General features: G+C 63.8%; 17 protein-coding genes. 3 read left to right on the plus strand and 14 right to left on the minus strand.

Annotated elements, in window-relative coordinates:
- Positions 1-176: 176 nt before the first annotated feature.
- The gene (locus CK230_RS06025) at positions 177-512 is read left to right on the plus strand and encodes a hypothetical protein (RefSeq protein WP_095816248.1); all 336 of its coding nucleotides are present in this window, start codon (positions 177-179) and stop codon (positions 510-512) included.
- A gap of 28 nt (positions 513-540) precedes the next feature.
- Here the strand turns inward: CK230_RS06025 and CK230_RS06030 are convergent, their stop codons facing one another.
- The 4 genes from CK230_RS06030 to CK230_RS06045 form a co-directional block, all read right to left on the minus strand.
- On the minus strand, positions 541-2,157 hold the full coding sequence (locus CK230_RS06030; RefSeq protein ID WP_095816249.1) for an ABC transporter ATP-binding protein: 1,617 nt from the start codon (positions 2,155-2,157) through the stop codon (positions 541-543).
- A gap of 1 nt (position 2,158) precedes the next feature.
- Positions 2,159-3,283: an ABC transporter permease subunit gene (locus CK230_RS06035; protein WP_095816250.1), complete on the minus strand. Its 1,125-nt coding sequence runs from the start codon at positions 3,281-3,283 to the stop codon at positions 2,159-2,161.
- The gene (locus tag CK230_RS06040) at positions 3,276-4,199 is read right to left on the minus strand and encodes an ABC transporter permease subunit (protein ID WP_095816251.1); all 924 of its coding nucleotides are present in this window, start codon (positions 4,197-4,199) and stop codon (positions 3,276-3,278) included. Before CK230_RS06040 ends, CK230_RS06035 begins: the two co-directional genes overlap by 8 nt.
- A gap of 173 nt (positions 4,200-4,372) precedes the next feature.
- Positions 4,373-5,965: a peptide ABC transporter substrate-binding protein gene (locus tag CK230_RS06045; RefSeq protein ID WP_095816252.1), complete on the minus strand. Its 1,593-nt coding sequence runs from the start codon at positions 5,963-5,965 to the stop codon at positions 4,373-4,375.
- Positions 5,966-6,259: 294 nt separating this feature from the next.
- On the opposite strand from CK230_RS06045, the gene CK230_RS06050 reads away from it, so the two are divergent.
- Both CK230_RS06050 and CK230_RS06055 read left to right on the plus strand, forming a co-directional pair.
- Entirely contained in the window at positions 6,260-6,706 is a 447-nt protein-coding gene (locus CK230_RS06050) for a TadE/TadG family type IV pilus assembly protein (RefSeq protein WP_095816253.1), read from the plus strand.
- A gap of 20 nt (positions 6,707-6,726) precedes the next feature.
- Entirely contained in the window at positions 6,727-8,469 is a 1,743-nt protein-coding gene (locus tag CK230_RS06055; protein WP_245429835.1) for a pilus assembly protein TadG-related protein, read from the plus strand.
- Positions 8,470-8,476: 7 nt separating this feature from the next.
- Here the strand turns inward: CK230_RS06055 and CK230_RS06060 are convergent, their stop codons facing one another.
- From CK230_RS06060 to CK230_RS06105, 10 genes are all read right to left on the minus strand, one after another.
- Entirely contained in the window at positions 8,477-10,135 is a 1,659-nt protein-coding gene (locus tag CK230_RS06060; protein WP_176480020.1) for an alpha-glucosidase family protein, read from the minus strand.
- On the minus strand, positions 10,132-12,129 hold the full coding sequence (gene glgX / locus CK230_RS06065) for a glycogen debranching protein GlgX (protein ID WP_095816255.1): 1,998 nt from the start codon (positions 12,127-12,129) through the stop codon (positions 10,132-10,134). Before glgX ends, CK230_RS06060 begins: the two co-directional genes overlap by 4 nt.
- A gap of 172 nt (positions 12,130-12,301) precedes the next feature.
- The gene (locus CK230_RS06070; RefSeq protein ID WP_095816256.1) at positions 12,302-13,930 is read right to left on the minus strand and encodes an alpha-D-glucose phosphate-specific phosphoglucomutase; all 1,629 of its coding nucleotides are present in this window, start codon (positions 13,928-13,930) and stop codon (positions 12,302-12,304) included.
- 3 nt (positions 13,931-13,933) lie between these two features.
- Positions 13,934-15,379 (minus strand): glycogen synthase GlgA, encoded by a 1,446-nt coding sequence (gene glgA / locus CK230_RS06075; protein ID WP_095816454.1) that lies wholly within the window; start codon positions 15,377-15,379, stop codon positions 13,934-13,936.
- Between the two features lie 195 nt (positions 15,380-15,574).
- On the minus strand, positions 15,575-16,843 hold the full coding sequence (gene glgC, locus CK230_RS06080) for a glucose-1-phosphate adenylyltransferase (protein WP_095816257.1): 1,269 nt from the start codon (positions 16,841-16,843) through the stop codon (positions 15,575-15,577).
- A gap of 63 nt (positions 16,844-16,906) precedes the next feature.
- Positions 16,907-19,120, minus strand: coding sequence for a 1,4-alpha-glucan branching protein GlgB (gene glgB, locus CK230_RS06085; protein ID WP_095816455.1), 2,214 nt, complete (start codon positions 19,118-19,120; stop codon positions 16,907-16,909).
- 155 nt (positions 19,121-19,275) lie between these two features.
- A complete protein-coding gene (locus CK230_RS06090; protein WP_095816258.1) occupies positions 19,276-21,738 on the minus strand; it encodes a glycogen/starch/alpha-glucan phosphorylase in 2,463 nt (820 codons plus the stop codon).
- Between the two features lie 139 nt (positions 21,739-21,877).
- Positions 21,878-22,660: an ATP-binding cassette domain-containing protein gene (locus CK230_RS06095; protein WP_176480034.1), complete on the minus strand. Its 783-nt coding sequence runs from the start codon at positions 22,658-22,660 to the stop codon at positions 21,878-21,880.
- 2 nt (positions 22,661-22,662) lie between these two features.
- On the minus strand, positions 22,663-23,727 hold the full coding sequence (locus CK230_RS06100; protein ID WP_095816456.1) for an ABC transporter permease: 1,065 nt from the start codon (positions 23,725-23,727) through the stop codon (positions 22,663-22,665).
- Positions 23,728-23,885: 158 nt separating this feature from the next.
- On the minus strand, positions 23,886-24,863 hold the full coding sequence (locus CK230_RS06105) for a sugar ABC transporter substrate-binding protein (protein ID WP_176480035.1): 978 nt from the start codon (positions 24,861-24,863) through the stop codon (positions 23,886-23,888).
- Positions 24,864-25,049 lie beyond the last annotated feature (186 nt).

The following is a 25,049-nucleotide window of genomic DNA, read 5'->3' on the forward strand; positions in this document are numbered from 1 at the left end:
GGAATGATATAGGCATATGGCATATTATGCCAACAGCGGGTGAGCGCGACCGGCTGATCTTCAGAAACAGAATCGTGCGACAACGCTCGACAACGGTTTGTGACTTTGGCCTAATGGGCAGCCCGCTTTGCTCGGGGATGCGCGGGACGGCAGAACAGTGAACCAGGGTCGAGAGTATGAAGTTCACGCCGACGGCCATTCTACCGATACTCGCATTCCTCCTGTCCACGGCAGGCTGCTCGTCGACCACCGCGTCGGTCAGCCCGGCGAAATACGACAAGATGAACTGCGCCGAACTCAACAATGCGGTGGGCGACACCGCCACGGATATTTCGCGCACCGCAATCGCCCGCGGCAAGGTCGCCAGCACCAGCGTGCCGAACTGGCTGCTCGGCGGCGAGCGGGTGAAGTCGGTGGTGGCCAATCGCGAAACCGCCCGGATCGAACGGCTGCAGCAACAGCAGCAGGCGATCGCCACAGCCAGAAGGCAACGGTGCCCCTCCGCGCAGTGAGTCGCCGCCCGGTCGGGCTCGCCCGGCCTCAAGCGCTGACGCGGAATCGTGTCGAATCGATCGCCGCTTTCATCAGAGTCTGCGTATAGACTTCGCGCGGATTGTCGAAGATTTCCTGCGTCGGGCCTTCCTCGACGATCTTTCCCTGCTTCATGACGATGATGTAGTCGGCCATGGCGCGCACCACCGCGAGGTCGTGGCTGATGAAGAGGTAGGACAGCTCGTGGTCGGACTGCAGCTTGCGCAGCAGTTCCACGATCTGCTTCTGCACCGAGCGGTCGAGCGCCGAGGTCGGCTCGTCCAGCACCACCACTTTCGGCTTCAGGATCATGGCGCGTGCAATGGCGATGCGCTGGCGCTGGCCGCCGGAGAATTCGTGCGGGTAGCGATTGCGGGCGTTGGGATCGAGGCCGACCTCGCGCAGCGCCTCGACGGCGCGCTGGTCGCGCTGCTTGCCGGTGAGCGAGGGCTCATGCACCAGAAGGCCCTCGGTGATCACCTGGCCGACGGTCATGCGCGGCGACAGCGAACCGAACGGATCCTGGAAGACAAGCTGCAATTCGCGCCTGAGCGGCCGCATCGCCTGGCGATCGGCTTCTGAAATGTCGCGGTCGCCGAAACGGATGACGCCGTCGCTGGGGAGCAGCCTGAGCAGCGCGCGGCCGAGAGTGGATTTGCCCGAACCCGACTCGCCGACGATACCGATCGTCTGGTTTCGCTTCAGCCGGACCGATATCTTGTCCACGGCGCGCAGCATCAGCGGCTCGCCGCCGAGGAAACCGCCGCCGATCTTGAAGACGACCTCGACATTGCGGCCCTCGAGCAATACCGGCGAATTGGCTGGCGGCGCTGCCTTGCTGCCGGTCGGCTCGGCCGCGAGCAGCATTTTTGTATAGGCGTGCTGCGGATTGGCGAAGAGCGCTTCCGCCGCGCCCTCCTCCACCACTTCGCCCTGGCGCATGACATAGACGCGGTCGGCGAAGCGGCGCACGATGCCGAGGTCGTGGGTGATGAAGACGATCGCCATGCCGAGCTTGCGCTGCAGTTCGGCCAGCAGCATCAGGATCTGCGCCTGGATGGTGACGTCGAGCGCCGTCGTCGGCTCGTCGGCGATCAGGATGTCGGGATCGTTGGCCAAAGCCATGGCGATCATGACGCGCTGCCGCTGGCCGCCCGACATTTCGTGCGGATAGGATTTCATGCGCCGCTCGGGATCGGGGATATGCACCAGCTTAAGCAGCTTGAGCGCTTCTTCCCGCGCTGCCGCCCCGGAAAGCCCGCGATGCCGGCGGATCGGCTCCATCAACTGGTTGCCGATGGTGTAGAGCGGGTCGAGCGAGGTCATCGGCTCCTGGAAGATCATGCTGATCTTGCGGCCGCGCACCTTGTTGAGCTCGCTCTTGGTCATGGTCAACAGGTTGCTGCCACGATAGTCGACATGGCCGGTTGCTTCGCCATTGGAGGACAAGAGGTTCATCGCCGCCATCATCGTCTGGCTCTTGCCCGAGCCGGATTCGCCGACGACGGCAACCGTCTCGCCTGCTTTAACGTTGATGTTGATGCCCTTCACAGCCTCGACGGTGCCGTCGAGGGTCTGGAAGCGGACGCGCAGGTCCTTGACGCTGAGGATCGTTTCGGAAGCCATGTCAGCGGTCCTTCGGATCGAGCGCGTCGCGCAGTCCGTCGCCGACGAAATTCAGCGCGAACAGCGTCGAGACGAGGAAGAAGGCTGGGAACAGGAGCAACCAGTTGGCGTAGCCGATGTTCTTGGCGCCGACCGAGATCAGCACGCCCCAGCTGGTCATCGGCTCCTGCACGCCGAGGCCCAGGAAAGAAAGGAAGCTCTCCAAGATGATGACCTGCGGCACCAAGAGCGTCATGTAGATGACGACCGGGCCAAGCAGGTTGGGGATGACATGGCGCAGCAGAATGCCGCGCTGGCCGACGCCCATCGCTTCCGCCGCCTGGACATATTCCTGCCTGCGTATCGACAGCGCCTGGCCGCGCACGATGCGCGCCATGTCGAGCCACAGCACCGCGCCCACCGCCAGAAACATCAGCACGAAGTTGCGGCCGAAGAACACCACCAGCATGATGACGAAGAAGATGAAGGGCAGCGAATAGAGCACGTCGACAATGCGCATCATCACCTCGTCGACCCTGCCACCGGCAAAGCCGGCCGTCGCGCCGTAGATGACGCCGATGACGCCGGCGACGACGCCGGCAAGCAGGCCGATGGCGAGCGATATGCGGCCGGCCATCAGCGTGCGCGAAAGCAGGTCGCGGCCGGTGTTGTCGGTGCCGAAGTAGAAATATTGCTGCTTGATGGCCGAGCTCATCGTCACTTCGAGGCCGTCCGGCGACTTATTCTCGATCCTGGTGTCGTCGAAAGCGTCGGAACGGTCGAGATAGCGGATGTTGCGGTCGTCGATCGGCTTGGTCGAAGTGACGGTGACGATGACGCGGTTGCCGTCCTGATGCCACTCCTTGATGTCGGCGCGCATGCGCTTGATGGCATCCCCCAGCGCACCCTGGATCATGTCGGGCTTCGGATAGGCCGAGAGGCTCGGCGGCATGCGAACATAGTCGCCGTAGATGGTGGTGTATTCATGCGGCACGACCATTGGGCCGAACACGCTGATGACGGCGATGAAGGCCAGGTAATAGAGGCTGAACATGGCGGCGCGGTTGCGCTTCAGCCGCGCCCAGGCATTGCCCCAGAGCGAACGGCCGGCGATAGGCTCGGGCACGGCGACGGCGAGATCAGTCATAGCGCACCCTCGGATCAACGACCGCATAGAGAAGATCGACGATCAGGTTGAAGACAATGGTGAAGAGCGCGATCACCACCACGGTTCCCATGACCAGCGTGTAGTCGCGGTTGAGGGCTGCGTCGACGAAGTAGCGGCCGACTCCGGGGATGGAAAAGATCGTCTCAACGATGATCGAGCCGGTCAAGAGCGCCGCCGCCGCCGGACCGGTGAAGGAGACGATCGGCAAGACAGCGCCGCGCAGCGCGTGCTTGACCACCACCGACCAGTCGGAGAGGCCGAGCGCGCGGGCGGTGCGGATATGGTGCGAGCGCAGGCTCTCGATCATCGAGCCGCGCATCAGGCGCGCGACGATGGCGATCTGCGGCAAGGCGAGCGTCAGCACCGGGCCGACCTTGTTGATCAAGGCGCCGTCGCCCCAGCCGCCGATCGGCAACAGCTTCCAGGACAGTCCGAAGACAAGCTGGATCACCGGCGCGATGACGAAGGTCGGGATGGTGCTGCCGGCGGTGGCCAAGGCGATCACCGAATAGTCGGCGATTTTGTTCTGGTTGAGCGCCGCGATCGTGCCCAGGATCGAGCCCACAATCAGCGCCAGCACCAATGCCGACGTGCCGAGCTGAACGGAGATCGGCAGGCCCTTGGCGAAGAGTTCGGTGACGGTGAAGTCCGGCAGGTTGTAGCTCGGGCCGAAACTCCCGCGCAAAAGATTGCCGAGATAGTGGACATATTGCAGCCAGAGCGGATCGTTGAGGCCGAACTGGGCTTCGAGATTGGCCCTGATCTCGGGGCTCAGGCCCCTTTCCTGGTTGAACGGGCCGCCAGGCGCGACCCGGATCAGGAAGAACGCCACCGTCACGATGACGAACAGCGTCGGGATGGCGGTCAACAGCCGCCGGAAGACATAACGCAGCATCGGCGCCCCGCTTCAGCCAGGGCGACGGCTCTCCAGACGAGATCGTGGCGCGCTGGCATCTCTGATCTTCGCACCGAGGCACTCGAAAATCCAATCCGACTTTCGGTCCGGCACGATGACAGACCGTGTCGCCGCCCTCAAAAAGAGAGCGGCGGCACGGCCAAGGTTACTTGTCAGTCCTTGGAGATGAAGCGGGACGGATGAATGTCCATCACATTGTCATCGAAGCCATGCAGCTTCGAGGAAACGATGTCGTGGTAGCTGTAGTAGAGCAGCGGGATCTGGCCGACGTCGTCGACGAGGATGCGCTCGGCCTCGGCGAGGTCCTTCATGCGCTCTTCCGGCTTGCCGCCGGCAGCGGCCGCCTTGTCCATCGCGGCTTCATAGGCCGGGCTGTTGTAGTCCGAGTAGTTGTTGCCGCTCGCCTTGCGCGAGATGCCGAGGAAGGTCTCCGGATCCTTGTAGTCGGCGATCCAGGCGGCGCGGGCGACGTCGTAATTGCCCTTCTGCTCGAGGAAGCCGTAATGGGTCTTGGTGTCGGTGTTGAGCAGCGTCACCTCGATGCCGAGCGGCTTCAGCTGTTCCTGGATGGCGACCGCCGTGTTCTTGTGGTTCTCCGAGGTGTTGTAGCGGATCTCCATCTTCAGCGGATGCTCGGGCGTATAGCCGAGCTTCTCCAGGATCTTCTTGGCCGCATCCTCACGGTCGATCTGCGGCATGTCGGCGTATTTGGCCAATGCCGGCGTGTAGCCCTCGATGCCCGGAGGCACCATCGAATATCCAGGCAGCATCGAGTTCTGCCAGACCTTCTCGGCGAGGAAGTCGCGATCGATCGCCATCGAGATGGCGTTGCGCAGCTCGACATTGTCCCAAGGCGCCTTGTCGGTCTTGACCGCATAATAATAGGTGCCGAGATATGGTCCGACACGGACCTGATCACCGAATTTGGCTTTGAGATCGGCGAGCTGCTCGGTCGGCAGGTCACCATAGCTGTCGAGTTCGCCGGCCTCGAACCGCTTCATCGCCGACGAGCGATCCTCGGTCGGGATGTAGTTCACCACGTCGAGCTTGACGCTCGCTGCGTCCCAGAATTTCGGATTCTTGACCATCTTGAGATGGTCGTTGGGCACCCATTCGGCCAGCGTATAGGCGCCGTTGGAAACCAGCTTGCCGGGTTTGATCCAATCGGCGCCGAGCTTGTCAATGGAAGCCTTGTTGACCGGATAGGTCGCCTGATGGGTCAGCATCTCCAGGAAATAAGGCGTCGGCGCCTTCAGCGTGACTTCCAGCGTGTTGGCGTCGATCGCCTTGACGCCCATATCCTCGGCCTTGCCCTTCTTGGTGTTGAAGTCCTCGGCTCCCTTCACCGGGTAGAGCATCGAGGCATATTCGGCAGCGGTGGCCGGATCTTCCAGCCGATGGAACGAATAGACGAAGTCGTCCGCCGTCACCGGGCTGCCGTCCGACCAGAGGCCGTCCTTGCGCAGCTTGAAGGTGTAGACAGTGCCGTCGTCGGACACCGTCCAGCTTTCGGCGGCGCCCGGAATGAGGTTCGTCTTCTGGTCATGCATGACGAGACCCTGGAACAGGTCGCGTATTATATCGGCCTCGTAGGTCGTCGACGTCTTGTGCGGATCGACCGTCTCCGCCTCCGCGGCGGCGCCGCGGTTGTAGACGGTTTCGGCGAAAGCATGGGTGTAAAAGGAGCCCGTGGCCAGAGCCAAGGTGGTGGCGAACGCCGTCGCCTTCAGCATGTTTTTCAGCATGAAGTCTCTCCCGGTCGGCGCAGCCCCTCAGCCGCGCCTTCTTAAGTGTTGACGCCCCGGAACCGTTGAAACAGCCCCGTTTCAGGCGTGCCGCCGGTTCCTTCCGGCGACTGGTGGCAGGAGACTAGACAGAGCGAAATCTTATTTCAACCATTGCCTGCTTGACGCAAAGTGAGCGTCGCCACGCTAAAACAGCAATCCCTAATGTTTATAGTTGACTTTCAACTTGGCACACCTGCCGGTTGTTCGAGGCGTTTTCTGTTTTTGTAGGCAGGGTTTGGCATTCTTAGTACCATGCTGAAGAACCGAAAATTCCACGTTTCTTGGTCTCGTTTCCGGGCCGACGCCACGGGCACGTCGGCGGTCGAATTCGCCATGCTTGCGCCGATCTTCATCCTGCTTCTGCTCGGCATGGTTGCATACGGAATCTATTTCGGCGCCAGCCACTCAGTGCAGCAGATCGCCGCCGATGCGGCGCGCACGGCTATCGCCGGCCTCGACCAGACCGAACGGCAGGCACTGGTCACCGATTTCATCATGCATGACGTCTCGGGATATCCATTCGTCGATCCCAAAAAGCTCACCGTCAACGCACAGGACAGTGTCGCCGACGGCAGCCAGTTCGTCGTCTCCGTCACCTACGATGCGCGCAACCTGCCGATCTGGAACCTGTTCAAGACCCTGCCCCTGCCGGGCACGACGATACAGCGCCAGTCGACGATCCGTGTCGGAGGCATATGATGCCCGCCAAGGGGGGATTGATGTCGGCGACGCGGAGGCTGCTCGCCGATCGTAGCGCGAATTTCGCCGTCATGACGGCGCTGTGCACGCCGGTGGCGGTGGCACTGACCGCCTTCGCGATCGACGAGGGCTCGCTTTACAATGAACGCCGCGCCGCGCAGTCGATCGTCGACCTTGCCGCCATCACCGCGGCCTCGAACATCACCAACGCCCGGCAGGCGGTGCTGACGACGCTCGCCGACAACGGCATCACCTCGGTCGCGGTGCAGCAACAAGGCACCGATGTGGCGCCAACCGCCACCAAGGCGGTCGTCCAGATCGTGCCGGGGCGCTACACAGGCGTCAGCACCATTGCCGCCGGCAACCGGTTCGAGGCGGGGAAGCTGCCCTACAATGCCGTGCAGGTGTCGCTGAAGAAGCAAGGCACGCTCTATTTCGCCGGGTCGATCATGGCGCCGCCCACGCTCGGCACGACGGCAATCGCCAGCGCGCAGCCGCAAGCTGCTTTCTCGGTCGGCTCGCGACTCGCCAGTCTCAACGGCGGCATTCTCAACGCGCTTCTCGGCGGCCTTCTCGGCGGCAACATCTCGCTCAGCGTGATGGATTACAATTCGCTGGTCTCGGCCGATGTCGACGTTCTTTCGTTCACCGATGCGCTGGCGACGCAATTGCACCTGACCGGCGTGAGCTATTCCGACGTGCTCGCCTCCAAGGCAACGATCGGCCAGATCGCCACCGCCATGGCCAACGTGCCCGGGCTCGACCGCACGGCCAAACTCGCGCTGCAGACCATGGCTTCCAGCGCCACCAGCGGCGTCAAGATTCCGCTCAGCACTCTCATCGATCTCGGCTCCGTCGGCGATCTCGGCCTCGGGCAGAAACCCGCCGGGCTGTCGGTCGATGCCAGCGCGCTCAGCATGCTCACCGCGGCGGCCGCTCTGGCCAACGGCACGAACCAGGTCGCGGTCAATCTCGGCGCCACCATACCGGGGCTGACATCGACGACGCTTTCGATAGCCATCGGCGAGCCGATGCAGAACTCGGCCTGGCTGGCGGTGGGAGAAGCCGGCACGGTGGTGCGCACGGCGCAGACCCGCATCAAGCTCAACGCCAGCGTCACGCTCGGCAATTCCAATCTCGGCGGCGGCATCAATCTGCTTGCCGTCAACTTGCCGCTCAATGTCGAAGTCGCCTATGCCGAGGCCAGGCTGACCGATATCACCTGCCCGACCGGTCCCTCCAGCATCAAGGTTTCGATCGCAGCGCGGCCGGGTGTCGTTGAGGCTCACCTTGCCAAGAGCAGCGCCAGCGGGTTCGCCGACTTCACCAAGCCGCAATCCTTCTCGGACGCCGAGATCGCGGATGTCAGCCTCAAATTGCTCCTGATCAACCTCAACCTGCTGCAGATCAATGGACAGTCGGCCTTCTCGGTCACCAACATGACGCCGACCAACCTGACCTTCAACGCCGCCGACATCGCCAACAAGGCGATCAAGACGGTGTCGACGAAGAACCTGACGCAGTCGCTGACGACATCGCTGGTGAACAACCTGTCGCTGTCGGTCAATGCGCTGGGGCTCGGCCTCGACGTGACCGCCCTGCTCGGCGCGGTCAAGCCGGCGGTGACAACTCTGCTCACCGGCGTGACCGCGCCGGTCGACGACTTGGTCTACAATGTGCTTGGGGCACTTGGCGTCCATGTCGGCGAGGCCGATGTGCGCGTGACCGGCGCGACATGCGGCCGGTCGGTGCTCGTCCAGTAGGCCGCTATCAGCCAATCCTGCCGACAAAACTGCCCAGGGGCGGCAGGGCCAGCGCGCTCTCCTCGACAACGCCGCCAAGAACGCCGGCGACATCAACGGCAAGAGGCGTTATCTCGACATCCCCTAGCTCGGCCGGCAGCGCCCAGTTCGCCGGCTCCGCGGCGAAGTTGAAGACGCACAGCAATATCTCGTCCTCCTGCTGGCGGATGAAGGCCAGCACATCGCCCTCGGCCTCGAGAAAACGGATGGAGCCAGCGATCAGCGCCGAATGAAGCTTGCGCAGGGCAAGGATCGAACGATAGGCCGCGAGCACGGAACCGCCTTCGCCGTCCTGAATGTCGACCGCGCGGCCGCGATGCGCCAGCGGCACCGGCAACCAGGGCTTGGCCGTCGAGAATCCGGCATTTTCCGCCTCCGCCTGCCAGACCATCGGCGTGCGGCAGCCGTCCCTGCCCTTCACGCCCGGCCAGAAGCGGATGCCGACTGGATCGCGCAGATCCTCGTAGGCGAGTTCGGCTTCCTCCAGCCCCAGTTCCTCGCCCTGATAGAGGCAGATCGATCCGCGCAGGCATGACAGCAGCGCGATCGAGAATTTGGCCATCGCGTCCGGGCTCTCGCCGGGCCGTGTCCAGCGGCTGGCGTGGCGCACGACGTCATGGTTGGAGAAGGCCCAGCAGACCCAGCCGTCCGGAGCGGTCGTCTCGAATGCCTCGACACAGCCGCGCACATGGGCGGCGGAAAATTGCGGGCTAAGCAGATCGAAGGTGTAGCACATCTGCAATTTGTCGCCGCCGGAGACATAGGCGGCGAGCGTCTGCAGCGAACGCTCCTCGTCGCCCACCTCGCCGACCGCGGCGCGGTCCGGATACTCGTCGAGCAGCGCGCGGAAGCGTTTCAGGAATTCGAGGTTTTCGGGACGCGTCTTGTCGAAGAGATGCTCCTGGAACCCATAAGTGCTGGTCGAGCCGTTGGTGCCGGCGACGCTTGACGCCAAGGGCGGGTTGTCGCGCAGCCAGCGGTCGTGGACATAGTAGTTGACGGTGTCCAGCCGGAAGCCGTCGACGCCGCGCTCCAACCAAAAGCGCACCGTGTCCAAAAGCGCGTCCTGAACATCCGGGTTGTGGAAATTCAAGTCCGGCTGGGCGGCCAGGAAATTGTGCATGTAGTACTGCCGGCGGGTGGCGTCCCACTCCCAGGCGGGGCCGCCGAAAAGCGATTGCCAATTGTTGGGCGCGCTGCCATCCGGCTTCGCATCGGCCCAGACGTACCAGTCGGCCTTGGCATTGTCGCGGCTGGCGCGGCTTTCGGCGAACCATTCATGCTTGTCGGAAGAATGCGAGATCACCTGGTCGATGATGAGCTTCAGACCGAGCCGATGCGCCTCGGCGACCAGCGCGTCGAAATCCTCCAGCGTCCCGAACATCGGATCGACGTCGCGGTAGTCGGACACGTCATAGCCCATGTCGGCCATCGGCGATTTGAAGAAGGGCGACAGCCAGACGGCGTCGACGCCGAGCGAGGCTATATGGGCGAGCCGCGCGGTGATGCCCTTGAGGTCGCCGCTGCCGTCGCCGGTCGTGTCCTGGAAGGAGCGCGGATAGACCTGATAGATGACGCAGCCGCGCCACCATTCGCTCCCTTGCCCGGAATTGTCGCCAGCCATCATGAGCCTTTCCTGTTGCGCGATCCAGCGGCGCGCCGCTCGATCATGAAACCGACGCTTCGACCGGGCAACGGCCGCGTGAGATCGACCGGTTGCGTCTCGATCGCCGGGCGCCACTCGAAGCCTTCCCGCGCCGGCAAGGTGAAGACGCATTGCCGGCGATCGCCATTGATCATCACGGCAAGGCGGCCGCCTCCGCTGTCGCCGAGCAGCATGACGAGGCGATGTCGGCCCGCATCGTTCCAGTCCGTATCGCCGAGCGGCGCGCCGGTCTCGATCAGCCAAGCCACGTCGGGAAATTCCTCTCCGTCGGCGGGCTCGCCGGTCAGGAAGTGTGGATCCGCCAGCACCGGGAAGGCGCGCCGCAGCGCGGCCAGCGACGATGCGTATTGCTCCAGCGCGTGATCGCGGCCAGCCCAATCGAGCCAGGTGATGGCGTTGTCCTGCGCATAGGCGTTGTTGTTGCCCTTCTGCGTGCGGCCGAACTCGTCGCCTGCAGTCAGCATGATGGTGCCGCGCGATGCAAAGAGCGTGGCGAGCAACCCGCGCCGGTCGCTGGAGCGGGCCAGGCTGATCGCCTCGTCGTCCGTTTCACCCTCGGCGCCGTTGTTCCACGACAGATTGTCGTTGTGGCCGTCGCGATTCTGCTCGCCGTTGGCCTCGTTGTGCTTGCGCTCATAGGCGACGATGTCGGCGAGCGACATGCCGTCATGCGCGGCGATGAAGTTGACACTGCGGGTCGTCGGTCGGCCTTCCCGGCCGAAGACATCGGAAGAACCGGCAAGCCGCGTGGCCAGGGCGCCGATCGCGCCGGCATCGCCGCGCCAGAAGCGTCTGACATCGTCGCGGTAGCGGTCGTTCCATTCCAGATAGGGCGGGCGGAAGTTGCCGAGCTGATAGCCGTTCGGGCCGATATCCCAAGGCTCGGCGATCAGCACGCGGTCGGCAAGCACGGAATCGCCGGCGATGGCCCGAAGCAGCGGCGCGTCCGGATCGAAGGCGCCGTCGACGCGGCCGAGCACCGGCGCCAGGTCGAAGCGGAAGCCGTCGACGCCGGCGAAGCGGACGAAGTGGCGCAACGTGTCGAGCACCATCTCGCGCGCCACCGGATGGTCGCAGGCGACGGTGTTGCCGGTGCCGGTGTCATTGACCAGCCTGCCGTCCGGCTGATGCCGGTAATAGGCCAGCGCATCGAGCCCGCGCAGCGACAGCGTCGGCCCGAGCCGGTCGCTTTCGCCGGTATGGTTGAAGACGAGGTCGAGGATGGTGCCGATGCCGGCTTCGCGGAGCGCGGCGACGGTGTCGCGCAGTTCCTTGAGACCGCCGGGCGCCAGGCGCGGATCGAGCGCCATGAAGGTGACGGGGTTGTAGCCCCAGGCGTTGCTCAGCCCCAATGGCGGCAGGTGCCGCTCGTCAATCGAGGCGGTGACCGGCATCAATTCGACGGCCGAGACGCCGAGACGTTTCAGGTGCTCGATGATGGCAGGGTGGGCGAGCGCGGCGATGGTGCCGCGCTGCGCCCCCGGAATGTCGGGATGGAGCTTGGTGAAGGAGCGGACATTGAGCTCGTAGATCAGGCCACCGGGTTTGAAGAGGGGTGGCAAAGGCGCCACAGCTTCAGGTGGCGCTACCACGATTGCTTTGGGCATCAGCGAGGCGGTGTCGGCGCCTTCGTTGCGCTTCGCGGCCAATCGCCAGTGGTACTGATATGGCCGGTCGATTTCGATGGCGTAGGGATCGGTGAGCAGCTTGTCCGGGTCGAACCATAGGCCACGCTCCGGCGCATAATCGCCATCGGCGCGGAAGCCGTAGCGCGTGCCTGGAACGGGGCCGGAGACAGAGAGCGCATGCACGCCCTCGCCTTCAGGCTTCAACTCCAGCCGCTCAACCTCGCGGGTGCCGCTGTCGTCGAAGAGTGAGACCCAGAGGCGGCGAGCCGATGAGGACCAGGCGGCGAAGCGGATGCCTTCGGGGGTGATGGTTGCGCCGAGGGTCATGTAGGCTCCCCCTTCTCCCCTTGTGGGAGAAGGTGTCGCCGAAGGCGACGGATGAGGGGGGCTCCAGCTTGGCGACGACGGCGATCCGGCCAGCACCCCTCATCCGTCTCGGCGCTGCGCGCCGATCCACCTTCCCCCACAAGGGGGGAAGGAAAGGCGCGCCCCGCCACCCTCAAGTAATCACGCTCGGCTTGTTGCGGCCGGTATGGCTCTTGATGCCGGCGATGTCGTCGGCGGCGGCGATCAAGTCGGCCAGCGCTTCCTGGGTGTCGAGGTCGTGTCTGGCCTTGTCCGGTTCGTAGCGCTCGATATAGACGCGTAGCGTAGCTCCCGAGGTGCCGGTGCCGGAAAGGCGCAGCACGACGCGCGAGCCGCCTTCGAACAGGATCCTGATACCCTGGTTCTTGCTCACCGATCCATCGACCGGGTCGTGATAGGCGAAGTCGTCGGCCTTGGCGATCTTGAGGCCGCGCACGGTCGTGCCGGGCAGCGAACCGAGCTTGGCGCGCAGCTCGTCCACCAGCGCGTTGGCGCGGTCGCTCTCGACCTCCTCATAGTCGTGGCGCGAATAGTAGTTGCGGCCGTAGGTCGCCCAGTGCTCGGTGACGATCTGCTTGCAGCTCTCGCCGCGCGCGGCGAGGATGTTGAGCCACAAAAGCACGGCCCACAATCCGTCCTTCTCGCGCACATGGTTGGAGCCGGTGCCGGCGCTTTCCTCGCCGCAGATGGTCGCCATGCCGGCGTCGAGCAGGTTGCCGAAGAACTTCCAGCCGGTCGGTGTCTCGTAGATGCCGATGCCAAGCTTTTCGGCGACCCGGTCGGCAGCACCACTGGTCGGCATCGAGCGGGCGATGCCCTTCAGGCCCTCCTTGTAGCCCGGCGCCAGTTTGGCATTGGCGGCAAGCATCGCCACCGAGTCCGACGGTGTCACGAAAATGCCTTTGCCGATGATCAGGTTGCGGTCCCCGTCGCCGTCCGAAGCCGCGCCGAAATCCGGCGCATCCGGTCCCATCATCTCGTCATAGAGATGCTTGGCGTGCACTAGGTTCGGGTCGGGATGGTGGCCGCCGAAATCGGGCAGCGGCTTGAAGTTGCGACAGGTGCCATCCGGCGCGCCGAGCCGTCGTTCGAGGATCTCCTTGGCATAGGGACCGGTCACCGCGTGCATGGCATCGAAGCGCATGCGGAAGCCCGATTTGAAGAGCTTCCTCAGCGCCTCGAAGTCGAACAGGCTCTCCATCAATTCGGCATAGTCCTTGACCGGGTCGATGATCTCGACCGTCATGTCTCCGGCCTTGACGGTGCCGATCGTATCGATGTCGATCTCGCCGATATCGGCGATCTTGAAGCTCTTGATCTCCTTCGACTTTGCGAAGATCGCGTCGGTGATCTTTTCCGGCGCCGGGCCGCCATTGCCGGCATTGTACTTGATGCCGAAGTCCTCGTGGGGCCCGCCGGGATTGTGGCTGGCCGACAAGATGATGCCGCCGAAGGTCTTGTATTTGCGGATGACGTTGGAGGCGGCCGGCGTCGAGAGGATGCCACCCTGGCCGACCATCACCTTGCCGAAGCCGTTGCCGGCGGCGATGGCGATGGCCTTCTGGATGACCTCGCGGTTGTAGAAGCGGCCGTCGCCGCCGATCACCAGCGTCTTGCCCTGAAAACCGTCCAGCGCGTCGAAGATCGACTGGATGAAGTTCTCGGCATAGTGCTCCTGCTGGAACACCGGGACCTTCTTGCGCAGGCCGGACGTGCCGGGCTTCTGGTCGGTATAGGGTTTGGTGGGGACGGTTTTTATCATGCCTCAGGCAGCCCTTTTCGAAAGCAGCAAGCGATAGAGTTCGACGTATTTTTCGGCGCTCTTGTCCCAGGAGACATCGGCCTTCATGCCCTGGCGCTGGATCGAGGCCCAGACCGCCGGCCTGGCGTGAACCTCGACCAGACGTTGGATGGCATGGAGCATCGCGCCGCCATTGTTGGGCGCGAACTGGAAGCCGGTGGCGACGCCTGCCGACAACGCCGCCTCGTTGGCGTCGATGATGGTGTCGGCGAGGCCGCCGGTGCGGGCGACGACTGGCACACAGCCATAGCGCAGGCCATAGAGCTGGGTCAGCCCGCAAGGCTCGAAGCGCGACGGGATGATGATGGCGTCGCAGCCGCCCTGCATGACATGCGAAAGGCCCTCGTCATAACCCACGACGACGCCGACACGGCCGCGATGGCGTGCCGCGGCGGCGAGCAGCGTGCCTTCGAGGCCGGCGTCGCCCGAGCCCAGGATGGCGAGTCGCGCGCCGGCGGCGACGATGCCGTCGACGACGGCGGCCAGAATGTCCATGCCCTTCTGCCACGTCAGCCGGCTGATGACGCAGACGATCGGGCTGCCGTCCGCCTCAAGGCCGAACCGCTCCTCGACCGCCTTGCGGTTCTTGGCGCGGGCTTCGAGCGTCGCCGCCGAGTATTTGGCGACCAGATGCTTGTCCGTCTCGGGATTCCAGATGTCGACATCGATGCCGTTGACGATGCCGTAGAGGTCGGTGGCGCGCATGTTGATCAGCCCGTCGAGGCCCATGCCGAATTCCGGCGAGCGGATTTCCTGCGCATAGGTCGGGCTCACCGTGGTGATCGCCCAGCCAGCCTGTAGCCCGGCCTTCAGATAGCCGACGCCGCCATAATATTCGACGCCGTCGAGCTGCATCGCCACACCCGGCAGGCCGAGCTCGCCGAAGATGCCGGCGCCGAACTGGCCCTGGAAGGCAAGGTTGTGCACGGTGATCAGCGACGGCACTCCGACCGCCTTGCCGTAGCGCATATAGGCAAGCGTCATCGCCGACTGCCAGTCATGGGCGTGCACGATGTCGGGCTGGTAGCCGGAGATGCCGCCGCCGGCAATGTCGCCGCCGACCTGGCTGAGCGCCGCGAAACGCCGCCAATTGTCCGGCCAGTCGGCGCCGGAAGCGGTGCCGTAAGGGCCGCCCTGACGATCGAAGAGATGCGGCGCGTCCAACACGAAGAGGTCGAGATCGCCGATCTTGACGGCATGGACCGAGGCCTTGCCGCCCTGCAGCAGCGGGTACTGGTAGACGGGTTTCTTCTTGGTGAAGGCCGCCATCACCACGGGATAGCCGGGAACCAGCGTGCGCATCGCCACGCCCTTCCCGGCCAGCGCGATCGGCAAGGCGCCGGTCACGTCAGCGAGCCCGCCGGTCTTGATCAGCGGGAAGATTTCGGGCGTGACCGAGAGAACCTGCATGCGCTCCACATTCCCCTCTCAACATGACAGGTCAAAGTGACAATCTGTTGATCAAGTCGTCAGCTTGCTGATCGACCCGTCAGCTTGCTGATAGACCCGTCAGCTTGCCGATCAACCCTAGCGGGTTGACGGCAACCCTATCAGGTCGACAACTTGCTAATCGACCTTATCAGGTCGACAGCTTGTTGATCGACCCTACGGGGTCGACAACTTGTTGATCATGTCCTGCGTGATCAGGCAGATGCCCTTTTCCGATACGCGAAAACGCTTGGCGTCGAGGGCCGGATCCTCGCCGACCACCAGGCCCTCCGGGATCTGCACGCCATGGTCGATGACGACGCGCTTGAGGCGCGCGTTGCGGCCGACGGTCACGTCGGGCAACATCACCACCTCCTCGAGCTTGGAGTAGGAATTGATGCGCGCGCCGGTGAAGATCAGGCTGCGGCGCAGCGAGGCGCCGGAGACGATGCAGTCGCCGGACACCAGCGAGGAGATCGCCTCGCCGCGGCGGCCATCCTCGTCATGCACGAACTTTGCCGGCGGCTTCAATTCCGCATAGGTCCAGATCGGCCAGTCGCGGTCGTAGAGATCGAGCTCGGGCGTGATGTCGGTGAGGTCGATATTGGCTTCCCAATAGGCGTCGACGGTTCCGACGTCGCGCCAATAGGGTTCGGATTCATGCGAGGAGCGCACGCAGGATTTTGCGAAGCGATGCGCGATCGCCTTCCCGTGCTGCACGATATAGGGGATGATGTCCTTGCCGAAGTCGCGGCTGGAGCCGGGCTCGGCGGCGTCGCGGCGCAGCTGCTCCATAAGGAACTTGGTCTTGAAGACATAGATGCCCATCGAGGCGAGCGCGAATTCCGGCTTGTCTGGGATGCCCGGCGGATCGGCCGGCTTTTCGACGAAAGCGATGATGTTGTCCTTGGCGTCGACATGCATGACGCCGAAACCGGTCGCCTCCATGCGCGGCACCTCCAGGCAGCCGACGGTGACGTCGGCGCCGGCATCGACATGCTGGCGCAGCATCAGCTCGTAGTCCATCTTGTAGATGTGGTCGCCGGCGAGGATGACCATGTATTCCGGGCCATAGGCCTCGATGATGTCGATGTTCTGGTAGACCGCGTCGGCAGTGCCTTCGTACCATTGCGTTTCCGAAACGCGCTGCGAGGCAGGCAGGATGTCGAAGCTTTCGTTTCGCTCGGGCCGCAGGAAGTTCCAGCCGCGCTGCAGGTGGCGGATCAGCGAATGCGCCTTGTACTGGGTGGCGACCCCGAGGCGGCGGATGCCGGAGTTCAGCGCGTTGGAGAGCGCGAAGTCGATGATGCGCGTCTTGCCGCCGAAATAGACGGCGGGTTTGGCGCGCCGGTCGGTCAGCTCCTTCAGGCGGCTGCCGCGGCCCCCGGCCAGCACATAGGCCATGGCGTCGCGCGCCAGCGGCTGGGTTCTTTTGAGTTCTGCCATTTTGTTACCCTCCCAAATAAGCTGCCCGGATCGTTGCAAGAGCAGGATGACACATCATCTGCTTCAATCCGTGACGAATTCCAGCATGATCGTCGACAGCGGCGGCAGAAGCATCGTCGCCGATACGCCGCCCCCTTCCCCGCTTGCCTTGACCCCGCCGCCATTGCCCATACCGGAGCCGCCATAGTCGGCGGCGTCCGTATTGATGATTTCGCGCCACGTTCCCGCCCTTGGCAGCGGCACACGATAGTTCTCGCGCGGCACCGGCGTGAAATTGGAGATGACGGCGATCGGGTTGCCGTCCGGCGCGCTGCGCAACCAGGCGAAGACCGAATTGTCGCGATCGTCGACGATCAGCCAGGAAAAGCCTTCCGGCTCGCAGTCGCGCGCGTGCAGCGCCGGGCGGGAACGGTAGAGATAGTTCAGGTCGCGCACCGTCTGCCAGACGCCGCGATGCGGCGCGAATTCGAGCAGGTTCCAGTCGAGCGCGCGTTCCTCGCTCCACTCGCGGCGCTGGGCGAATTCCTGGCCCATGAACAGTAGCTTCTTGCCGGGATAGCCCCACATGAAGGCGTAATAGGCGCGCAGCGTCGCAAATTTCTGCCAGTCATCGCCTGCCATCTTGTGGAGCAGCGTGCCTTTGCCGTGCACGACCTCGTCATGCGACAGCGGCAGCACGAAATTCTCAGAGAAAGCATAGACCAGGCCAAAGGTAAGTTCGTTGTGGTGGTGCTTGCGGAAGATCGGCTCCTTGGAAAGGTACTCCAGCGTGTCATGCATGAAGCCCATGTTCCACTTGAAGCCGAAGCCGAGGCCGCCTTCATGCACGGGACGCGACACTTTCGGCCATGAGGTCGATTCCTCGGCGATCGTCATCACGCCGGGGTGGTGGCCGTAAAGCTCCTTGTTCATCTTCTGCAGGAAGCTGACGGCCTGCAGGTTCTCGCGCCCGCCCTTCTCATTGGGGATCCACTCGCCCGCCTTGCGCGAATAATCGAGGTAGAGCATCGAGGCGACCGCGTCGACGCGCAATCCGTCGACATGGTATTTCTCCGCCCAGAACAGCGCGTTGTTGACGAGGAACGACACCACCTCGCGGCGGCCGAAATTGTAGATCGCGGTGTTCCAATCGGGATGGAAACCCTGGCGCGGATCGGCATGCTCGTAGAGCGCGGTGCCGTCGAATTTCACCAGCCCGTGCTCGTCGACCGGGAAATGCGCCGGCACCCAATCGAGGATGACGCCGATGCCGGCGCGGTGCGCACCGTCGACGAAACGGGCGAAGCCGTCGGGGTCGCCGAAACGGGCCGTCGGCGCATAAAGGCCGGTGGTTTGGTAGCCCCAGGACGGGTCGTAAGGATGCTCCGAGATCGGCAGGAACTCGATGTGGGTGAAGCCCGTATCGACCGCGTAAGGGATCAGCCGCGCAGCTAGCTCGTCCCAGGAGAGGAACGTGTCGTCGTCGCGGCGCTGCCAAGAGCCGGCATGGACCTCGTAGATCGAGATCGCCTCGCGCCGGGGATCGGCCTTGCGCCAGTAGCCGCGATGCGCCTCGTCGCCCCATTGATGCGCCATCGGCGGCGCCGTCACCGAGGCGGTCGCCGGGCGCAGTTCCGATTCGAAGGCGAACGGGTCGGCCTTGAGCGGCAGGCGCACGCCGTCGGGCGCGATGATCTCGAATTTGTAGGGCTGGCCCGCGCCGATATCGGGAATGAACAGCTCCCAGATGCCGGTGTCCTTGCGGTCGCGCATGGTGTGGCGGCGGCCATCCCAGTCGTTGAAAGCCCCGACCACGGAGACGCGCCTGGCATTGGGCGCCCAGACCGCGAAATGCACGCCGGTGGCGCCTTCGTGGTCGATGATGTGGGCGCCGAGCTTGTCGAAGAGCCTCAGATGCGAGCCCTCGGCCATGTAATAGTCGTCCATCGGCCCCAGCACCGGGCCGAAGGAATAGGGATCGGCCAGCCACCAGTTGCCGCCGGCATTCCTGGCATGGTAGCGCAGCGGCTGGCGCTTGCGGATCGAGACCTTGCCCTCGAAGAAGCCGGCATCGTCGCGGCGCGACAGCTCGCCGGCCTCCTTGCCGGTCAGCGTATGGGCGGTGACGAATTCGGCGTTGGGCACGAAGCAGCGGGCGACGAAGCCCTTGCCGGCCTCATGCACGCCCAGAACCGCGAAAGGATTGCCATGCGTTCCGGCGACAATCGCCGCGACATCTCCGGCTGGCGCCAGTCCGTCCGGCCCGCTTGTCGCAGCGGTCGCGCGCGGCTTCCTCATCAAGCGGTCGCCCTCCCCGGGCATCTTGTTCTGGCGCATGCCTTGGTGCGGCATGCGCTATTCTTTGTCTTGGTGCATGTGGTAGCCCCAAAACTGCTACGCACTTTTGGGCGACATGCACCTGGGCCACATTCTTCGTGGCTCATGCAATCATATCAGACGGGCACGTTCCAGATGTCTTTCGCATATTGGCGGATTGTGCGATCGGACGAGAACCAGCCGACGCGGGCGACGTTGCGGATGGCGCGCGCGTACCAGTCGGGGCTGTCGCGCCAGACGGCGTCGACCTCGCGCTGGCAGGCGGCGTAGGAATCGAAATCGGCCGCCACCATGAACCAGTCGCTCTGGTAGAGGCCGTTCATCAAGTCGCGGTAGCGGCCCGGATCGTCGGGCGAGAAGACGCCGGAGGAAATGGCGGACACCGCCTGTGACAGTTCCGGCGAGGCCTCGATCACTTCGCGCGGATTGTAGCCATTGTTGCGTCGCTCGGCGACTTCGGCGGTGGTGAGGCCGAAGATGAAGATGTTGTCGTCACCGACATGTTCCTTGATCTCGACATTGGCGCCGTCGAGCGTGCCGATGGTCAGCGCGCCGTTCAGCGCGAACTTCATGTTGCCGGTGCCGGACGCCTCCATGCCGGCGGTCGATATCTGCTCGGAGAGGTCGGCGGCCGGCATCATCACCTCGGCCAGGCTGACATTGTAGTTCGGCACGAACACGACCTTCAGCAGGCCGCGCACCGACGGATCGCCGTTGACGACCTTCGCGACGTCGTTGGCCAGTTTGATGATCAGCTTGGCGTTGTGGTAGCTCGGCGCCGCCTTGCCGCCGAAGAACTTCACGCGCGGCATCCAGTCCCGCTCGGGATGCGAGCGGATCTGGTCGTAAAGCGCGATCGCTTCGAGGATGTTGAGCAATTGGCGCTTGTATTCGTGGATGCGCTTGACCTGGATGTCGAACAGCGCCGATGGGTCGAGCCTGATGCCCAGCCGGTCGGCGACGAGGTTGGCAAGCCGCGCCTTGTTCTGCCGCTTCACGGCGGCGAACTTTTCGCGGAAGGCCGCGTCGTCGGCGAGCGGATCGAGCGCCTTGATCTTCTCGATGTCGTCCATGAAGCGGTCGCCGATCGCCTCGCGCGCAAGCGCGGTCAGGCCGGGATTGCACTGGATCAGCCAGCGGCGGGGCGTGATGCCGTTGGTCTTGTTGTTGATGCGGTCGGGATAGAGCTTGTGGAGATCGGCGAACACCGTCTCCTTCATCAGTTCGGTGTGCAGGGCCGAGACGCCATTGATCGAATGCGAGCCGACAAAGGCCAGATTGCCCATGCGCACGCGGCGGTCGCCATTTTCCTGGATCAGCGAGATCCGGGCGATCTGCTCGCCCGAGAATTTTCCGGTGGCCCGCGCCTCCAGCAGCACCTGGGCATTGATGGCGTAGACGATCTGCATGTGGCGCGGCAAAAGCCGCTCGAACAGCGGCACCGGCCAGCTTTCCAGCGCCTCGGGCAGCAGCGTGTGGTTGGTGTAGCCGAAGGTGCGCTTGGTGATGTCCCAGGCAAGGTCGAAATCCATGCCATGGACGTCCATCAGCAGCCGCATCAGCTCCGGCACCGCGACCGCGGGATGGGTGTCGTTGAGATGGATCGCCGCCTTGTCAGGCAATGACTTCAGGTCGCCATACTGGCTGAGGTGGCGCTGGACGATGTCCTGCAGCGAAGCGGTCGAGAAGAAATATTCCTGCCGCAGCCTCAACTCCTGGCCGGCCATGTGGGAATCGGCCGGATAAAGCACGCGCGACAGCGCGTCGGCCTTGTTGCTTTCGGCCAGCGCGCCGATGTGGTCGCCGGCGTTGAACTTGTCGAGCAGGATCGGGTCGATCGGCATGCCGGACCAGAGCCTCAGCGTGTTGACGCGCCTGGCGCGCCAGCCGGCCACCGGCGTGTCATAGGCGACGGCAAGCACGTGCTCGGTCGGCTTCCAGACATGGCGCTCGAGCCGGCCGTCCTTCGCGGTGATCGATTCCACCGAGCCGCCGAAGCCGACCTCGAAGGAGCGTTCGCGCCGCTCGAACTCCCATGGATTGCCGTGGTCGAGCCAGGTCTCCGGCAGCTCCACCTGCCAGCCACCCTGGATTTCCTGGCGGAACATGCCGTTGGCGTAGCGGATGCCGTAGCCATGGGCGGGAATGTCGACGGTCGCCATGCTTTCCATGAAGCAGGCGGCGAGACGGCCGAGGCCGCCATTGCCGAGTGCTGCGTCCGGCTCGAGGCCGGCGATCAGGTCGAGGTCGACGCCGAGCGAGGACAGCGCCTCGCGCATGTTCTCCATCAGGCCGAGATTGGAGAAGGCGTCGCGCATCAGGCGGCCGATGAGGAATTCGAGCGATAGGTAATAGACGCGCTTTTCCTGCTGGTCGTAGGCTTCCTTGGTCGCCTGGATCCAGTGATCGAGGATGCGGTCGCGCACGACCTTGATCGAGGCGGTCAGCCAGTCATAGGGCGTTGCGACGGTGGTGTCCTTGCCGACCCGGTATTTGAGCGACATCAAGACCTCTTCGGCGAGCGTCTTGGGATCGGGATGGTCGAGGACAGGGACTTCGATCGTCATGGCGGATGTCATTTCGCCTCTCGTTCAGTTGGCCTGATCATAGCGGCTTTCGCCGTTTCTCCCAGCCCATCCTATCGCATTGCAGCATGCGTTCAATCGATTTAGCGATCGAGCCAACAGCTTGCCTGCCGCAATTGACTTATCCTGGAGATCAGGCCGCCAGCGCATCCTCCGGCGGCTTCTTGGCGCCCGTCATGAGCGCGACGGCATCCGACATGGAAATCTGCTTCGGATCGACGACACAGAGGCGGCGGCCGAGGCGGTGGATGTGGATGCGATCGGCGACCTCGAAGACATGCGGCATGTTGTGCGAAATGAGCACGATCGGCAGGCCGCGCTTCTTGACGTCGAGGATCAGCTCCAGCACGCGCCGGCTTTCCTTGACGCCGAGCGCCGCGGTCGGCTCGTCCATGATCACGACTTTGGAGCCGAAGGCGGCGGCGCGCGCCACCGCCACGCCCTGGCGCTGGCCGCCGGACAGCGTTTCCACCGCCTGGCTGATGTTCTGGATGGTCATCAGCCCGAGCTCGGTCAGCTTGTCGCGGGCGCGCTTTTCCATCGCCGGACGATCGAGCATGCGGAACCAGCTTCCGAGTGGGCCGGGCTTACGGATTTCGCGACCGAGAAACATGTTGTCGGCGATCGACAGCGCCGGCGACAGCGCCAGGTTCTGGTAGACCGTCTCGATGCCGGCTTCTCGAGCCTCCATCGGCGACTTGAAGGCAACGGGCTTGCCTTCAAGCCGGATTTCACCTTCATCGGGCACGGCCGCGCCGGAAATCGCCTTGATGAGCGATGATTTGCCGGCGCCGTTGTCGCCGATCACCGCCAGGATTTCGCCCGGATAGAGGTCGAAATCGGCATTGTCGAGGGCCGTGACACGACCATAGCGCTTGGTAAGACCGCGCGCGGTGAGGATGGGGTCCTGGGTCATGGCTATGCCGAAACCTTTCTGATCCATTGATCTACCGCCACGGCGCCGATGATCAGCACCCCGGTGAGCAACACTTTCCATTGCGGATCGGCGCCCAGCATGTTGAGGCCCATCGAGACGACGCCGACGATCATGGCGCCGAACAGCGTGCCGAGGATCGAGCCGCGGCCGCCGAAGAGCGAGATGCCGCCGATCACCGTCGCGGTGATGGCCTGCAGATTGTAGTCGGTGACGGCGGCGGACGGTGAGATCGAGCCGTTGCGGCCGATCGAGACCCAGGCCGCGAAAGCGGCGATCAGCCCCGCAAGGGCGTAGACCGTAATCAGCACCTTCTTGGTCTGGATGCCCGACAGTTTCGCGGCCTCCTGATCGTCTCCGACGGCATAGACATGGCGGCCCCAGGCGGTGTGGTTGAGCACGTACCAAAGCACCGCCACCAGCACGACCGTGGCAATGACACCGGCCGTCAACACGGCGGAGCCGACCCTGAAGCTCATCGCGAACAGGTGCAGAAGCGGCGCCTGCGCATCGACATCGGCGTCGCGGATCGTCTCGTTGGCCGAATAGATGAAATTCGTGGCCATGACGATGTTCCAGGTGCCGAGCGTGACGATGAACGGCGGCAGCTTCATGTAGGCAACTAGAAGGCCGTTGAGCAGCCCGCAGGCGCCGCCGGCGGCAAGACCCACGATAACGGCGAGGATGGTCGGCATACCGTAGGTGATGGCGCAGTTGCCCATGATGACGGCAGAAATCACCATGATCACGCCGATCGACAGATCGATGCCGGCGGTCAGGATGACCAGCGTCTGGGCGGCGCCCAGAATGCCGACGATGGCGATCTGCTGCAGGATCAGCGTCAGGGTGTAGGACGAGAAGAACCGTCCGCCGATGGCGATACCGAAGATGATGATCGACAAGACCAGCACGATCAGCGGCACGGCGGCCGGCGTGGAGTGCAGGAAATGCTGGGCGCGCTTCACGAACGACTTGCCGTGCTCATCGAAGGCGGCGACGCTGGTGTCGCTGCTCGAGAGAACTTTCTCGAATTCCTGGATTTGAGACATATATCCTCCCGTCTCACGGAGCTTCGTCATGGCTCCGTGCCGCGTTTACGCATTCCGGTCTGTCGCCGGGCTTATCAGCGCTTACGAAAATGCATCGTCCACCCGATGCGGCCGGGGATCAAGCCCCCAGCCGCGAGGTTTGTGCGCTCAGGCAACCATCAGCCCCAGCACTTGGCGAGGCCTTCCTTGGTGTCGATCGACTTGACACCGTTTGCCGGCTTGTCGGTGACGAGGTTGACGCCGGTGTCGAAGAAGTTCTTGCCTTCGGTCGGCTTCGGCTTGGTGCCGTCCTTTGCGAAAGCGGCGATCGCCTCGATGCCGAGCGCCGCCATCTGCAGCGGATATTGCTGCGAGGTGGCGCCGATCACGCCTTCGGTGACCGACTTGACGCCGGGGCAGCCGCCGTCGACCGAGACGATCAGCACCTGCTTTTCCAGACCGACGGCCTTGAGCGCCTGATAGGCACCCACAGCGGCGGGCTCATTGATGGTGTGGATGACATTGATGGTGTTGTCCTTCTGCAGAAGGTTTTCCATCGCCTTGCGGCCGCCTTCCTCGTTGCCGTTGGTGACGTCATGGCCAACGATGCGCGGATCGTCCTCATCGCCGATCTTGTTGGGGTCCTTCACGTCGATGCCATAGCCCATCATGAAGCCCTGGTCGCGCAGCACGTCGACGGTCGGCTGCGAGGGGGTGAGGTCGAGGAAGCCGATCTTGGCGTCCTTGGCCTTGTCGCCGAGCGTGGCGGCAGCCCAGGCGCCGATCAACTTGCCGGCTTCGAGGTTGTCGGTGGCGAAGGTGGCGTCGGCGGCATCGATCGGATCCAGCGGCGTGTCGAGCGCAATCACCAGCAGGCCGGCGTCACGCGCCTTCTTCACCGTCGGCACGATGCCCTTGGTGTCGGAAGCGGTAATCAGGATACCCTTGGCGCCGTCGGCGATGCAGCTTTCGATCGCCGCAACCTGGCTTTCGCTGTCACCGTCGATCTTGCCGGCATAGGTCTTGAGGTCGACGCCAAGCTCCTTGGCTTTGGCGGTCGCGCCTTCCTTCATCTTGACGAAGAAGGGATTGGTGTCGGTCTTGGTGATCAGGCAGGCGCCGACGCCGGCGGCGGATGCCGACGAAGCGAACGCCATCAGGCCCAAGCCGGCGGCCGCAAACACGGTAGACTTCAGCAGTGATTTCTTGGTCACGATTTTCCTCCCAATGGAACTGTTGCGGACGCCGGCCACCCGGCGCCTCAAGCGCATCCACCTTTTCTCCCAGCGTGGACACACCTCAAAAAACACCAGGACTGAACGGCTGTCAATAATTAAATCACT

This window comes from Mesorhizobium sp. WSM3859 (assembly GCF_002295065.1).
Lineage (GTDB): Bacteria > Pseudomonadota > Alphaproteobacteria > Rhizobiales > Rhizobiaceae > Mesorhizobium.

Coding starts and splice junctions, on each gene's coding strand:
- CK230_RS06025 (WP_095816248.1), top strand. CDS start 177: ATGAAGTTCACGCCGACGGCCATTCTACCGATACTCGCATTCCTCCTG.
- CK230_RS06030 (WP_095816249.1), bottom strand. CDS start 2,157: ATGGCTTCCGAAACGATCCTCAGCGTCAAGGACCTGCGCGTCCGCTTC.
- CK230_RS06035 (WP_095816250.1), bottom strand. CDS start 3,283: ATGACTGATCTCGCCGTCGCCGTGCCCGAGCCTATCGCCGGCCGTTCG.
- CK230_RS06040 (WP_095816251.1), bottom strand. CDS start 4,199: ATGCTGCGTTATGTCTTCCGGCGGCTGTTGACCGCCATCCCGACGCTG.
- CK230_RS06045 (WP_095816252.1), bottom strand. CDS start 5,965: ATGCTGAAAAACATGCTGAAGGCGACGGCGTTCGCCACCACCTTGGCT.
- CK230_RS06050 (WP_095816253.1), top strand. CDS start 6,260: ATGCTGAAGAACCGAAAATTCCACGTTTCTTGGTCTCGTTTCCGGGCC.
- CK230_RS06055 (WP_245429835.1), top strand. CDS start 6,727: ATGTCGGCGACGCGGAGGCTGCTCGCCGATCGTAGCGCGAATTTCGCC.
- CK230_RS06060 (WP_176480020.1), bottom strand. CDS start 10,135: ATGATGGCTGGCGACAATTCCGGGCAAGGGAGCGAATGGTGGCGCGGC.
- glgX (WP_095816255.1), bottom strand. CDS start 12,129: ATGACCCTCGGCGCAACCATCACCCCCGAAGGCATCCGCTTCGCCGCC.
- CK230_RS06070 (WP_095816256.1), bottom strand. CDS start 13,930: ATGATAAAAACCGTCCCCACCAAACCCTATACCGACCAGAAGCCCGGC.
- glgA (WP_095816454.1), bottom strand. CDS start 15,379: ATGCAGGTTCTCTCGGTCACGCCCGAAATCTTCCCGCTGATCAAGACC.
- glgC (WP_095816257.1), bottom strand. CDS start 16,843: ATGGCAGAACTCAAAAGAACCCAGCCGCTGGCGCGCGACGCCATGGCC.
- glgB (WP_095816455.1), bottom strand. CDS start 19,120: ATGAGGAAGCCGCGCGCGACCGCTGCGACAAGCGGGCCGGACGGACTG.
- CK230_RS06090 (WP_095816258.1), bottom strand. CDS start 21,738: ATGACATCCGCCATGACGATCGAAGTCCCTGTCCTCGACCATCCCGAT.
- CK230_RS06095 (WP_176480034.1), bottom strand. CDS start 22,660: ATGACCCAGGACCCCATCCTCACCGCGCGCGGTCTTACCAAGCGCTAT.
- CK230_RS06100 (WP_095816456.1), bottom strand. CDS start 23,727: ATGTCTCAAATCCAGGAATTCGAGAAAGTTCTCTCGAGCAGCGACACC.
- CK230_RS06105 (WP_176480035.1), bottom strand. CDS start 24,863: ATGGCGTTCGCTTCGTCGGCATCCGCCGCCGGCGTCGGCGCCTGCCTG.